This is a genomic window from Marivita sp. (genome assembly GCF_048006345.1).
Classification (GTDB): Bacteria; Pseudomonadota; Alphaproteobacteria; order Rhodobacterales; family Rhodobacteraceae; genus Marivita.
The window spans coordinates 1,996,332-2,009,806 of sequence record NZ_CP180351.1; the positions used below are offsets into that span (position 1 = coordinate 1,996,332).

10 protein-coding genes are annotated in these 13,475 nt (G+C 60.4%); 1 reads left to right on the top strand and 9 read right to left on the bottom strand.

The features are described from left to right. Window positions 1–2 precede the first annotated feature (2 nt). Window positions 3–1,616 (bottom strand): FAD-dependent oxidoreductase, encoded by a 1,614-nt coding sequence (locus tag ACMVPR_RS09920; protein WP_416882729.1) that lies wholly within the window; start codon window positions 1,614–1,616, stop codon window positions 3–5. 29 nt (window positions 1,617–1,645) lie between these two features. After that, complete coding sequence (locus tag ACMVPR_RS09925; protein WP_416882730.1) at window positions 1,646–2,590, bottom strand: MBL fold metallo-hydrolase; 945 nt, start codon at window positions 2,588–2,590, stop codon at window positions 1,646–1,648. 115 nt (window positions 2,591–2,705) lie between these two features. Here ACMVPR_RS09925 and ACMVPR_RS09930 point away from each other — a divergent pair, with 115 nt between their 5' ends. Further along, the gene (locus ACMVPR_RS09930; protein ID WP_416882731.1) at window positions 2,706–3,206 is read left to right on the top strand and encodes a MarR family winged helix-turn-helix transcriptional regulator; all 501 of its coding nucleotides are present in this window, start codon (window positions 2,706–2,708) and stop codon (window positions 3,204–3,206) included. Between the two features lie 119 nt (window positions 3,207–3,325). On the opposite strand, the gene ACMVPR_RS09935 is transcribed toward ACMVPR_RS09930, so the two are convergent. The 7 genes from ACMVPR_RS09935 to mtnK form a co-directional block, all read right to left on the bottom strand. Continuing rightward, on the bottom strand, window positions 3,326–3,940 hold the full coding sequence (locus tag ACMVPR_RS09935; RefSeq protein WP_416882732.1) for a response regulator transcription factor: 615 nt from the start codon (window positions 3,938–3,940) through the stop codon (window positions 3,326–3,328). Window positions 3,941–3,943: 3 nt separating this feature from the next. Then, window positions 3,944–7,897, bottom strand: a complete 3,954-nt coding sequence (locus ACMVPR_RS09940; protein WP_416882733.1) for a PAS domain S-box protein — start codon at window positions 7,895–7,897, stop codon at window positions 3,944–3,946. A gap of 153 nt (window positions 7,898–8,050) precedes the next feature. Next, entirely contained in the window at window positions 8,051–9,241 is a 1,191-nt protein-coding gene (locus ACMVPR_RS09945; RefSeq protein WP_416882734.1) for an FIST signal transduction protein, read from the bottom strand. 174 nt (window positions 9,242–9,415) lie between these two features. After that, the gene (locus tag ACMVPR_RS09950; RefSeq protein WP_416882735.1) at window positions 9,416–10,096 is read right to left on the bottom strand and encodes a class II aldolase/adducin family protein; all 681 of its coding nucleotides are present in this window, start codon (window positions 10,094–10,096) and stop codon (window positions 9,416–9,418) included. Then, window positions 10,096–11,100: a sugar-binding transcriptional regulator gene (locus ACMVPR_RS09955; protein WP_416882736.1), complete on the bottom strand. Its 1,005-nt coding sequence runs from the start codon at window positions 11,098–11,100 to the stop codon at window positions 10,096–10,098. Before ACMVPR_RS09955 ends, ACMVPR_RS09950 begins: the two co-directional genes overlap by 1 nt. A 9-nt stretch (window positions 11,101–11,109) precedes the next feature. Further along, entirely contained in the window at window positions 11,110–12,213 is a 1,104-nt protein-coding gene (mtnA, locus tag ACMVPR_RS09960) for an S-methyl-5-thioribose-1-phosphate isomerase (RefSeq protein ID WP_416882737.1), read from the bottom strand. Further along, on the bottom strand, window positions 12,210–13,469 hold the full coding sequence (gene mtnK, locus ACMVPR_RS09965) for an S-methyl-5-thioribose kinase (RefSeq protein ID WP_416882738.1): 1,260 nt from the start codon (window positions 13,467–13,469) through the stop codon (window positions 12,210–12,212). The genes mtnA and mtnK overlap by 4 nt, the downstream gene beginning before the upstream one ends. Window positions 13,470–13,475 lie beyond the last annotated feature (6 nt).

Genomic DNA, 13,475 nt, shown 5'->3' on the forward strand with positions numbered 1-13,475 from the left:
CGTCAGTCCTTTCCGATGGCGCGCCGCAGGGCCGCACGAACCATATCAGTGTCATAGGCAGGCCAGCGCGCGGCGACATGCTGGTCGGGGCGGATCAGGTAAACGGCAGCGGGCGCATCGCCCAGATACCGGTCTTTGATCTCCCCGTCGGCAGGCACGGACAGACAGCGGACGGTAAGCCCTTCGACCTCCAGCGTGTCGGGGACATCACCCCCGACGCCGAGCAATACGAAGTCTCCGCCAAGGTGATCCAGCAGGAACCCCTGCCCCAATGGCGCATCCGCGCACGGCGCACCGGGCCGTGTGCGGGCGGGTCCAGCGGGCAGAGCATCGGGTGTGTTGAGCGGCAAACCATCATAGACGCAAGGCACGGAGAGCCGACCGGAATTGACCAATGGACGGGCAAAGGCGTGGTGCTCGGCCAGATCCAGTACCGCATTGCGGAACACATGGCTGATCTTCGATTTCGGCGTGATGAAATCGGTTGAGCGGGACGAATTCAGGATGTTCTCGTCCGCGCCGTACCGCCGCTCGACATCATAGCTGTCCAGCAGGCTTTCAGGCGCTTTTTCGTTCAGAACAAGCCCGAGCTTCCACCCCAGATTGTCCACATCCTGAATGCCGGAATTGGCGCCGCGCGCGCCGAAGGGTGACACCTGATGCGCGGCATCCCCGGCAAAGATCACCCTACCGTGGCGGAACTTTTTCATACGGCGACATTGGAAGGTGTAGATTGAGGTCCAGACCAGCTCATACTCCACATCTGGCCCCAACATCGCATCCAGACGGCGGCGGATGTTCTCTTCCTTCAGTTCTTCCTTGCGATCGATGTCCCAGCCTAGTTGGAAGTCGATCCGCCAGACACCATCGGGCTGCTTGTGCAGAAGCGCAGAGTCGCCGGATTTGAAATGCGGCTCGAACCAGAACCAGCGTTCGGTCGGGAAATCCGCTTTCATGGTGATGTCAGCGATCAGGAAATTGTCCTCGAACACCCGGCCTTCGAAATCGAGCCCCATCATCTTGCGGAGCGGGCTGGAGGCACCGTCGCAACCGATTAGCCAGTCCGCTTCGATCCGATACGGGCCATCCGGCGTGGCGATGTCGAGGACAACGTGATCGTCCTTGACCTCAACCGCATCCACCCGGTTTTTACCGCGCAGATCAATCGGCGCACCTGCCGCCTGCGCCTCGCGGACGCGTTCCACAAGGAAGCGTTCGAAATAGGGCTGTTGGAGATTGATAAAGGCGGGGTAGCGATGGCCGGTTTCGGGCAGCAGGTTGAACTCGTAGACCTGCCGGTCATCATGGAACACCTTGCCAAGGTTCCAGACCACACCTTTGTCCAGCATCGGTTGTCCGCATCCGTACCGATGAGCGATCTCAAGCGTACGTTTCGCAAAGCAGATGGCGCGCGACCCCTGCCCGACGCCTTCGTGGTCGTCCAAGAGCACAACCGGAATGCCCTGAAGGCCAAGGTCCAAAGCGGTGGCGACGCCAATCGGGCCGCCGCCCATCACGACAACCGGATGACGGACCGCAGCAGACGCGTCCTGATCCGTGCTGCGCGCGTAGGGATAGAGTTTGAACGCCAGTTGGTAACGGTCATCGAGCGGCATGATGGGTCTCCTCCCCCTTCAGTCAGCCTTTAGCCTTGCAGTTGCGCCCACATTTCGAGGTCGCGTTCCGCCGTCCAGATGCGCGGATGCACGATCCCGCGCGCTTCGTCATAGGCGCGGGCGACGTTGAACGGCAGGCAGTGTTCGTAGATCGCGTAATCCTTGAATTTCGGGTCGCAGGCATCTCGCACCGCGTCCCATGCATCCTTGAGGCTTCCGCCCTTCGCGGCAATCGGTTTGACCGCGTTATAGGTGCTGTCGACGAAATCCCGCGTGTTGGCGAGGGCTGCATCCACCATCTCGCGCCCGACCAGAGCGTCGCCACGGCCCGGCGCAATGCTTTGCGGATCATAGGCTTTGACCGCGTCCAGCGTTGCACCCCACTCTTCGAAATGGCCATCACCGCAATAGCAGGCCGAGTGGTATTCCACGATGTCACCGGTGAACATGGTCTGACTGTCCGGCACCCAGATCACACTGTCACCGGCCGTATGCGCACGACCGATCTGTTTGATCTCGACCTTCCGCTTGCCCAGATAAACGGTCATGCTGTCGCTGAAGGTGGTGGTGGGCCATGTCAGGCCGGGGATGCTTTCATGGCCTTCGAAGAGGCGCGGAAAGCGTTGGAACTCGCTGTCCCAGTCTTCTTGCCCGCGTTCCATAACCATCCCGCGCGCCGCGTCGGACATGATGACCTGTTCAGCGCCAAATGCGCTGGCCCCCAGCACCCGCACCGCGTGATAATGGGTCAGTACCACGTGTGAAATCGGTTTGTCAGTGACGGTGCGAACGCAGTCCATCACCTTCTGTGCAAGGCGCGGCGTCGCCTGTGCTTCGACGATCATCACGCTGTCATCGCCAATGATGACGCCCGAGTTCGGATCTCCTTCGGCGGTGAAGGCGTAAAGGCCCTCGCCGATCTCGGTAAAGGAAATCTGCTTTTCTGCGGTGTCGCCCTGCGATGCAAAAGCCATGTGTACGCGTCTCCCTATCGTGCCCCAGCCCATGTTATCCCGGGGCAGATCATTCGTCGTTGCAAAAGCAACGAAAGTCAATATCATTTCAAATGCAACGATTTTGGATCACTCCATGACACCCGACGATTTTCACCTGTCTTCGTTCCTGCCCTACCGGCTGGCGGTTCTGTCGGAACGGGTCAGCAGACGGCTGTCGGTGGAATACGGACGGACCCATGGGCTGGCCGTCGCGGAATGGCGGGTTCTGGTGCATCTCTTGCGCTGCGGAGCGGTGTCGATCCGTGACATCCACAATTGCGTCAATCTGGAAAAGCCAAGGGTCAGCCGTGCGGTGTCGCGGCTTGAGGCAGAGGGGCTGGTGCAGAAGACTCAAGGCGATGGCGATGGGCGTCTCGTCGCAATTTCGCTGACAGATGCAGGACGTACCGCCTTGGCGGACATTATCCCGGCGGCCACCCGGATTGAACGGCATCTGACCGATGCCGTCAGCTCCGAAGACCTCGACACGTTCTTCCACGTGATGGAGCGCATGCATGCCGTTCTGGACGCCGATCCGGAAGCCAAACCAAGAACGGTGATGGATCTTAACACCAACGCCAATGCGATTCCTTAGACGGTCTGTGTGTCGTCTTCACGCCGGCCCGAAGCCTGATCCAACCGTCGTTCCAGTTGAGCACGCGACAGCAAATCCGCTGGGCAAGAGACGCGCGCGACGTCAGAACCGGCCAAAGATCAGAGGACGCCCTCTTTCCTGGCGATCGCCACGGTTTCCGCATGGTCCTGAGCCTCGAACTTCCGGCACAATGTCTTGACGATGAAATTCACCGTTAGCTCCTTCAACCCCAAATCGCTGGCGATCTGTTCAACGGATTTGCCGCTGTCGAGTTGCTTGAGAACCAGAAGTTCGCGCGTTGTCAGACGCTGTTCCGACATGGATGCGGATGCCTTCCTCGGCTGATCGGGATCAGAGTCCAGAAGGTTGACCTGTTGGCCAGACACCATGGCACGCACAGCCTCGATGTAGCTTTTCGCAGCAAGCTTTTTGGGAAGGAACCCGGCTGCGCCGAAGCTCAGCGCATCCCGAACCACGTGATGCGGAAGATTGCCGGACATCAGGGCCACGCGTGCACCCTTTCCGTTGGCCATGGTACGGCGCACGCCGTCCAGACCGTCCATCCCCGGCATGTGGTAGTCGAGGAGGATCAAGTCGAACGGATCACAGTTCGCAATTTCGGCCAGTGCATGGTCAAGATCATGCGCCAGCGTGACTGTCATCTCGGCCCGAGTCAGGATGGCCTCCAGCACTTCGCGCAACATTTCCTGATCGTCGGCGATTAATACGCGCATGCCTTACCCGTGCTGTTCGACGGAAGACATTAAGGCCAATTCCGACTTCAATACAAGCGATTGGCGGTCAATCGGCTTTGACAGCACCGCGGTGAACAACGCACCGGACCGACCCGCCTCGCCAGCCAGTGCGGTGACAAGAATGGATGGCAGGTTCGGTACGATTGCCTTGGCGGCTTCGGTCAGTTCGGCCCCCGTCATTCCCGACATGTCGTAATCTGTGACCAGCAAGTCCCACGTGTCAGGATCATCGCGCAACGCATCGAGAACGTCCTCAGGATTGGTGGTCGCCGCGACCTCGGCACCGGCCGCTTCGAGATAGGCTGTGATAACGTCAAGCACTTCCGGCTGATCATCCACAACAAGGATCATGCGGCCATCAAGACGACCAGTCCCTTCAAAATCCGGATCATCCGGCGCGACCGGTTGCTCGACCATATCGATTGGCCAGAACACTTCGAATTTTGTGCCTTTTCCAAGTTCCGTGGTCAGCCTCAAAGCCCCTCCATTGTCTTCGATGACCGAAGACACGACCGCCAGCCCCAATCCGGTGCCCAAATCTCCCTTTGTGCTGAAATAAGGGGTCAGGATCCGCGAGGCGACATCCGGCGGCATGCCGGGGCCGGTATCTTCGACCGTAAGACAGGCGTAGCAACGGGCAGGATCAACGCGCCCGACAGCCATTGCCCCGGTCGGGACATGACAGCTTGCAGACGAAAGCCGGATCGAAATCGCACCGGGACTGTCAGCGATCGCGTCGCGCGCATTGATCGCGAGGTTGAGCAGGAGCTGGAGCACATCCGTCGGGTCTGCCAAAGCTTCGACTGGCGTCTCGGGCACAGTCACCGTAAGCCGGGCCGAAGGATGCAGGCTGGACCGGACGAGATCAGCCGCTTCCTGGACGGGTCGGCGCAGGTCCAGATTGATCCGCGCCGATTGGCGCGCACCCAAGGTCAACAGGCGCTTTACCAGGCCTGCAGCCTGATCCGACGCCGTCAATATCCGCATTGCGCCGGCAGCTGCGGAGCCGCCCTCTTCGGCGATCAGCGACGCCCCACCCGAGATGATGGCCAGAAGATTGTTGAAATCATGCGCCAGTCCAGCTGCCATTTGCCCGATCATCTCGCGGCGTTGTGCGAGTTGGAGTTCATTCATCAGCCGCTCGCGCTCTGCCCGTTCCCGTCTGCGCGCAGAAATGTCCCGCGTTATGATCAGCACGCCGCCGTCCGCGTTCACCGTCAGAGACACGTCCTGATCGACCGGGCTACCGTCTTTGGCAAGGCCGACAACCTCTCCGGACCAGCCTCCGTCCTGCATCAGCGCAGGCACGGCATTAATTTCCATCCAGCGTACTTCGTCCGGTGCAAAAAGCATGGACCACGGTTCACCAAGAAGATCGCGTTCATCCGCATAACCGAACATATCGAGATGTGCGCGGTTGGTGTAAACGAAGCGACCCTCGGCATCAGTGATGGCGATCCCGTCAAGGCTGGCTTCCATTGCTGCGGCACGATCTGCAAGTGCCCGCTGTTCGGCCAGCTTGAGGTCGGTAATGTCCACGCGCAATTCGACGCGACCGCCGTCGGGCATGGCTCTTTCGAACACGCGCAGCCATGAGCCGTCCGGCAATTGCTGTTCGAACTCACGGTCAGGCTGCGAGTGCAGAACGAACCTTTCTGCCAGCCATTCCTCTTCGCGCCCAATCGCCTCGGGGTACTGGCCAACCTCAAGACCGTAACGGATGATGCTGGCAAAGCTCGCGCCCGGGACAATCGCCGGTGCCGACAATTCATAGATCTGGCGGTAGCGGCTGTTGCAGATCACAAGCCGATCATCGGCATCGTAGAGAACGAACCCGTCCTGCAAAGCTTCCACGGCTTTTTCGAGGTTTGCCCGCGCCAGTGCGGCATCTCGGGCAGCCTTTCGCAGCGACTCAGCCTGCTCGCGTTGTTCAGTGATGTCGACCTCGACCGCGAGGAACCCTTGTATACCTCCAGCCTCGTCCTGTAAGGGCTGAATATCAATCGACAGCCAGTATTCCTGACCGTCACGCGATTGATTCAGCACTTCGACCTGAACGGCTTCCCCGCGGTCCAGAGCCTTTCGCATCTTTTCGACGGTTGCAGGATCGGTGTTAGGTCCCTGCAAAATGCGCCCGGGGTTCTTGCCTCTGACGTCGTTCAGTGTCCAACCGGTTGTCCGTTCAAACGCTTCGTTCACCCATTCAATGCGCCGCCGTGCATCGGTCACCACAACAAGGTTGGTGGTGCGTCGCGCGATTTCGGACAGGCGTTCAACTTCTGCCGCCTTTTCGCGTGCCTCGGTGATGTCGCGCAAAGCCAGCACATAGCCCTGATCGCGGATCGTCGACGCCGTCAGTTGCCACCAGCCCGTGACAGACTTGCCCAATGCCATTTGGAAAGTGTGGTTGACCACATCTGCACCTGCGTCCAGTTCGCTCAGTTTCTGGCGCAAGACCTTGGCAAGGTGGGCAGGCAGTTTTTCTTCGGGTGTTCGATTGACGTAAGTTGCGTCAATTGTTTCAGGCAGCGAAAGTGCCCCGGAATGCCACGAGACAAACCGGCCTTCGCGGTCAAGTTCGACAATCAGGTCGGGCAAGGCAGACAAGACGGCTTCAAGTCTGTTGCGTTGCGTCAGCGTTTCGGCATGAGCCGAAACCAAACGCTCCTCGGCATCCCGGCGCGCCAGAACGGACACGATGACCTTTGCCACCGACCGGATCAGATGCACCTCACCCGGCAGGAAGGTGCGCTGGTCACGGACCGCGTCAAAGCCGACAAAGCCTCTGAAGGCACCATCCTCGACCATCGGCACAGCAAGAAGCGAACGTATGCCCTGTTCCACCAACAGGTCTTTTTCCGGAGCGTCATCCGGCATTGCAGCCACATCCGGGATCACGACTTCTGATCCCGCATCGAAAAGCGTGCGCCAATGGTCGATCATCCCGATGGGAAGACCTTGAAGCATCTCCAGCGCGGGCTCAATCCCGGGGCCGCACCATTCGTGCGTGTTGTCGATGAACGCCTCGTCCTTGCGAAGGCGGAACACATACACCCGGTCGGTGTCAGTCAGCCTGCCCATTTGGTCGAGGGCCGCATCAATTGCCGCGTCAATGTCCTTGAGCGGTGCCCCAAGCAGCGCATCAAGAATGCCAACAACCTGACCCTGCATCTCGGTCAGACGTGAAAACGCGTTGTGGACTGCTTCGAACGGGGCATCAAGAACAGCATCCGACCTTTCCAGGGGTTTGCCTTCGATCAGCCCGAGCAAGAGCGCATTCCGCCGGGCCTCGCGCAGCGCCAGCAACGCCTGAGCAGCCAGTTTCGAGACTTGCTCAAGAGTTCGGAGGTCGCCAGACGAATACCGTCCTGCCACCTTGCATCCCAAGAGAAACGCCCCGGCTTTTTCGTCGGGCATCTCCAACGGGACAATCATGGTCGACGCCAATTCTTCCGCACCACCGGGCCAGGAATAGCCTTCGATGAGGTTTGTCATCTTTGTCAGGCGACGCGACCGGTCGATCATCGTTGCGGGCAAAGGCAAGGCATGCCCTTGGTTGACCTTGTCCGCACAGGTCGAAATGATCGTATGGTCGCCGTCGGCCTGAATGAAAAAGCAGTCACGACCACCGATTTCGCGCTTCAACACGTCCAACAGGGATTGCATGGCTTCATCTGCGCCGGACTTTCCGGTCAGTGCCTTGAGCGCCTCCGAAAGGATCGACCGTTCCTTGAGCGCCACCGCTTCCCGCAGACGAACCGCTTCGTTATTTGCCAGCGCAGTGCGCACGGCTTCGGCCTCGGCCATAAGCCGATAATTGATCTCGACGATTTCGTTGTTCTTCGCCTCAAGAAGCGCTTCCGCCTCAAGACGCGCCTGTTTTTCGCGCTCGTAGAGGCTTTGCGAGATCATTGGTTCTCGGGTTTCACTGGTCATGTTTCGGGTCCGCGTGTCAAACCATCTGTTCTTTTGTCAAACCGCCCCACAATACTCGAACCCACAGGATCACCCCTTTCGAAAAGGGACGATCCGAAAAGCCGCGATCGTGCATGTGCAACCACAGCACGATCCTTCGCACAATCCGGCTTATCACAGTTCAGGCGCACTGAACATCGTACAGGAAATCATCAGATTTCCGTGCTTTGCATATTCTCCGGCTGGCACGCCCTGCTCGCCGAATGTGAAGATGCCAAGCCATGGCTTGTCTCCAAGGACGTCGTTGATCCCGGCCGACACGTCGTCCATCCGGTCCTTCACCGCCAACATGCACCCACCACAATAGACCACCAGTGCCCCTGTCACCTCGCCTCCGGCGTTCTGGCTGGCCTGCTCCGCGACAAGGCCGGCCCGCTCGACCAGACTTTCCACCGATCCCTGCATCTGCCAAAGCTGATCCCCTTCGGACACCGCTGCAAACAGGTCCACCGCACCGCCAGGATGGGCAACGGCAGGATGCGCCAACAGGTGAAACGGAACGCCCGCGACCCGTCGCATCTCACGACCCAGGGGCCAGAACGTGGAGTCCGCAAGGATGGATCGCGGCTCTTCTTCTGCAACCGGAACAGCACCGGCGGACCACTCATTCAGAATTTCGGCCGCTGGGCGTCCGTCGATCTCGTAAAGGCGGCGTTCCTCGACCCGGGTCACTGTTCCGTTCGATCCTGTTGGCGCGTACCCGCTCTTGTAAACTGAAGCGACAGGTGTGGATGGGAACAAGACCGACACGACCAGCCCGTCTGAATGAACTGCGTCCGGCCCGAACAGCGACCACTTGCCTGAGACATCATTGTCGGCTGTACTGCCTCCGACGATCAATGTGTCTTCGCCAACAACGGCACACAATCCGGCGATCACATCTTCCTCGCGTCCGGGCGCGACGCTCAGCCAGACCATCTCGGGGATTTCACCGGGACGTCCTGCACGGGACAGTGCTTCGGTGGCCGCCTCGCGCGCCGCAGCTTCAGCGTCATCGCCCAAATCGACGGAACTGGTGCCATAACTGCCATCGGCGTCCCAGATCGCAAACACCCCCAGACCGGACCCGCCGATATCGACACCTGACGATCCCATGATCCCCAGACAGGACGACCCACCGTGCAACGCTGTGGCCCCGAAAGCGGTCTGCGCACCTTGATGAAGATCCGCTGCATCAAGTCCAACGCCGAAATGAAGCGCGAGAAAGTCCGGCGTGCCATTACGGTCCATCTCGAGCCGAGAAGCGATCTCGGCCAAACCGCTGGACGTCTCCCCAGCTCTTGATTGTGCGGCTAGAATTTTCATGGTCACCTTCCTTCTTGGGGGAAGTTAGCCCGAAAATCTCGCGCGTGCCATTGTTCAAAAGCACGCGCCACGGTTTCGAAGCGACACAAAGAGCGCAACAGACGGGTCTGCCAAATTCACGACACCACGGTCACGGCATTCGTGTCTGCCGAAGAGGTGTTCAAACCCGCGTTTTCAGGCTTCTTCTGTCGCCGCTGGTCGCGGCCCATAATTTTGAAAAGCAACAAGGACCTCAGCGATTTCGGCCTCCGACAGGATATGAGGTTCTCCACCAATTCTGCTGAACAGATAGGTGCGCGCGAGCGTTTCCAATTCCTCCAACCGCCACCGCGCCTTGGCGATCGTCTCACCCAGAACCGTGGCCCCATGATTGGCCATAAGACATGCATGACGGTCTGCCATGATCTCGGCCATGTTGGCGCAAAGCTCGGGACTGCCGAACAGCGCATAATCGGCCAAAGGCACATCGTTGCCGCCAAAAGCCGCCACCATGTAATGACAGGCCGGGATCGGTCTGCGCTGCACCGCGAGGATACTGCAATAGGGCGGGTGGGCGTGCAGAACCACGGGCATATCGGGTCGTGCCTGATGCAGCCCTTGATGAAACGGCCATTCGGACGACGGTTTCAATCCCGCTCCATCCGGCTGACCATCAAGCGGGATGGTCACCATCAGATCAGGCGTGAGGTCTTCATAAGGCACACCCGACGGTGTGATCAGAATGCCCGCTTCGGTCCGCGCAGAAATGTTGCCGGACGTGCCCTGATTGAGATGGCGTTCGTTCATCCAGAGACAGGCGGCAATCAGCGCCTGCCGGGTCTCTTTGGTGTCTTGCAGTGGTGCGGCTGGGGTCATCAGATCATCTCCATCAGGTCTTCGGCGACCTGCGCGCTGGTCGCCAGATGAGTCACAAAGCCACCCTTCATCGCAGCGCGCGCAGGACGCGCCCGCCCCGGTCCCGCCGCAACAAGAAGCGCCATCTCCTTGCCCCTCATCTGATCCAGTGAGACACCGATCATCCGATCCTCGACGGCAGACACCACGGGATGTCCCTCTCCATCAATCAGGCGCCCACAGATCACGCCGACGGCCCCCTTTAATCGTTGGGACGCGATTTCGTCGGGCGTCAGGATACCGCTGCGCACCACATGGGCGTCTGCATCGCAGGTGCCACATGCCAGAACCGTCTTGTTGCACGTGGCCAGCGCGTCCAATTGATCGCGTACTACGGGCTCGTCACACAGCGCATCCCGCAGCGCCTTGTTCGACAAAACCAGAGGGGCATGGAAGTTGATGCATTCGGCCCCCAACCGTTGCGCCAGAATTGCCGTACAGGCTTCGGCGGCAAATCCCAAAGCGGCAGGCCGCGATCCCAAGAGCTGGATGACCGACAGGTCCGGCACGGGCGTGTTGGGCACCTGCTGCGCCATCTGGTAGACCGTTGCGCCCCAGGAGACGCCCAGCCGGTCGCCGGGTTCGAGCAAACGCGGCAGCCAGTCCGCCGCCGCCCGTGTCACCCGCGCGACGCTTGCCGCAACGCCATGCGGATCGACAGGATCGTCCGGCACCACCATCGCCTCGGTCAAACCGTAGGCGGCGCACAGCTCCTCGGCCAGCCGGTGCCCCTTGAACACGTCGCTGTCCATATGCACCCGCACCCAACCCCGATTGCGCGCCTCATTGAGGTAATTGACCACCGACGCCCGGCTGATCCGCATGCGTTCGGCGATGTCGTTCTGGTTCAGCCCGTCGTGGTAATAGAGCCACGCCGCCTCGATAAAAGGCGCGTCGTCCCGTGCGGGCAGCCGTGCTGCATCCACCGAAGCCGTGCGCATTTTGCCAAGCGGGGTGGCAGGCATCGGGGTGCCCTACTCTGTCGCGCGGGCGAATTCGGGAAACAAGCCGGCCAGCCCTTCTTCGGACGCATCGCAGACACCGCGTTCGGTGATCAAGCCAGTGACCAGACGGTTCGGCGTCACGTCAAAGGCCGGGTTGCCACCCGGGGTGCCTTCAGGAGTGACCTGCACCGTACCGATGCCACCGGCGTCAAGAACGCCCTGAACATGGGTGACTTCCCGCGCGTTGCGCTCTTCAATGGGGATTTCGGCCACACCATCCGACACGGTCCAGTCGATGGTCGGTGATGGCAGCGCCACATAGAACGGCACATTGTTGTCCTTTGCCGCGAGCGCCTTGAGATAGGTCCCGATCTTGTTGCACACATCCCCTTGCCGCGTCGTCCGGTCAGTGCCGGTGATGACCATGTCCACCATCCCGTGCTGCATGAGATGCCCGCCCGCATTGTCGGTGATGTAGGTGTGCGGCACGCCATGTTTGCCCAACTCCCACGAGGTCAGCGTGCCCTGATTGCGGGGGCGGGTTTCGTCAACCCACACATGCAGGGCAATGCCCGCATCATGCGCCTGATACATCGGGCTTGTGGCTGTGCCCCAATCCACCGTCGCCAACCACCCCGCGTTGCAATGGGTTAGCAGGCGCACGGGTTCCCCTGCCGGTTTCTTCGCGGCGATTTCACGGATGATCGCCAGACCATTTTCCCCGATCCGGCGGTTGATCTCAACGTCCTCGTCCGCAATCTCATGCGCCAGCGCCAAGGCCGCAGCAGCACGGTCGCCCTTTGCCAAAGGTCGCAACGCGGCGCGGCAGCGGTCAAGCGCCCAGCGCAGGTTGATTGCCGTCGGGCGTGTTTTCTCAAGGAACGTCCACGCCGCATCCATGTTTGCATCTGACGGGTCTTCCGCCATCGCAAGCGCCATACCGTAAGCTGCCGTGGCCCCGATCAACGGCGCGCCGCGCACGCGCATCTCGTAGATGGCATCGGCGTAGTCCTGCATCGTCGCCACCGGGATCACCCGGAAGTCATGCGGCAACCAGCGTTGGTCAATGATCTCGAGAACGGACTTCTCGTGGTTCCACCACAGCGAGCGGTAATGGGTTCCGTCGATCTTCATAGGACGTCCTTTCCGTTGAAGTCCCGCGCGATGGCGCAGACTGCGCTGGCATCGGTCAGCCTGTCGGCCTCGTGGATCAGTTCCGCGCCCATGAGCAGATTGCGCGCTTCCAAGGGTGCCCGAACCGCCGGGTCGGCGATGTCTTCGAAATCGGCATTATGCGCCAGAGACAGGCAGCGGCGGTGCATTTCGATCCCGCAGACCGCCCATGCGTCGCGCCAGATGCCCGCGAGAACCGCATCACAGGCGGGGGTGCTGTCGTGACCTTGATCTTCGAACAAGCAGGCTGGGTAGAGAATGCCCGTCCGCTCGGTTTTCCAGAGATGGCGGAACTCGGTCTCGAAGGTCGTGCAGACCTCTTCGATCACGCCCAGAATCCACTCTTGATAGTCGGCCAGATCCTCACCCCGGTGGGCGGGCTGACTGAAATAGGCCATCAGGAAATTCGCGCAGAGCATGCCAATATCGAACCCCATCGGCCCGTATTGGGCGAATTCCGGGTCGATCACCCGGCTTTCGCGGCCCGTCGACATGATCGACCCCGAATGCAGATCGCCATGCACCATGGTTTCGGTGTTGGACACAAACCGCTGCAACGCCTGCTGCACCTTCACCTTGAGCGCAACATCAGACCGGAGGCGTTTGACGACCGGGTCCAGACCCTCGGTGTGGTGGTTCATTTCGGCGCTGAAATAGGGATCGGTAAAGACCAGCGCCTCGGTGATGGCCGGAATATCCACATTGCCCGCGAACAGAGCCACATCCGCTTTCTTGTCACCGCTTTTCATCGACAGCTCGGACCCACGGAACGCGGTGCGGGCGCAGAACTTGCCCAAGAACTCTGCAAGCCCGTCGACCCGTTCCCCCGCGATCAACTTGCGGCGCAGGATCACATGCGGCGACAGGAACTCCATCACGATCAGTGCCTGTGCCTCGTCGAAATGGTAAATCCCGGGCACCGATCCGGGGTCGCGCCCAACCTGACGGGTCAGCGCGTGGTATTCATAGAACGCGCGGTAAAGTGGCAGCGGCCAGCTGTCCCCGACCAGTCGGACGTAGGGCAGCGCCTGTTTTACCACCGCTTTGCCTTCGGGGCCGGTCACGATGAAGACGAGGTTCAGGTTGCCATCCCCGACCTCTTGCACCTGCCACGTCGCATGGTCCGCGCCCACCTGTGACGCCAATGCGGCGACGCCTTTCAGACGCTCAGGCAATGTCTCTACACTCAGGGCTTCATAGCTGGCGCTTGCGCTCATCAGTGG

What these genes read in the sequence shown, in the direction of transcription:
- ACMVPR_RS09940 (WP_416882733.1), bottom strand. Translation starts at nt 7,897, where the DNA reads ATGACCAGTGAAACCCGAGAACCAATGATCTCGCAAAGCCTCTACGAG.
- mtnA (WP_416882737.1), bottom strand. Translation starts at nt 12,213, where the DNA reads ATGAAGATCGACGGAACCCATTACCGCTCGCTGTGGTGGAACCACGAG.
- ACMVPR_RS09935 (WP_416882732.1), bottom strand. Translation starts at nt 3,940, where the DNA reads ATGCGCGTATTAATCGCCGACGATCAGGAAATGTTGCGCGAAGTGCTG.
- ACMVPR_RS09945 (WP_416882734.1), bottom strand. Translation starts at nt 9,241, where the DNA reads ATGAAAATTCTAGCCGCACAATCAAGAGCTGGGGAGACGTCCAGCGGT.
- ACMVPR_RS09950 (WP_416882735.1), bottom strand. Translation starts at nt 10,096, where the DNA reads ATGACCCCAGCCGCACCACTGCAAGACACCAAAGAGACCCGGCAGGCG.
- mtnK (WP_416882738.1), bottom strand. Translation starts at nt 13,469, where the DNA reads ATGAGCGCAAGCGCCAGCTATGAAGCCCTGAGTGTAGAGACATTGCCT.
- ACMVPR_RS09930 (WP_416882731.1), top strand. Translation starts at nt 2,706, where the DNA reads ATGACACCCGACGATTTTCACCTGTCTTCGTTCCTGCCCTACCGGCTG.
- ACMVPR_RS09920 (WP_416882729.1), bottom strand. Translation starts at nt 1,616, where the DNA reads ATGCCGCTCGATGACCGTTACCAACTGGCGTTCAAACTCTATCCCTAC.
- ACMVPR_RS09955 (WP_416882736.1), bottom strand. Translation starts at nt 11,100, where the DNA reads ATGCCTGCCACCCCGCTTGGCAAAATGCGCACGGCTTCGGTGGATGCA.
- ACMVPR_RS09925 (WP_416882730.1), bottom strand. Translation starts at nt 2,590, where the DNA reads ATGGCTTTTGCATCGCAGGGCGACACCGCAGAAAAGCAGATTTCCTTT.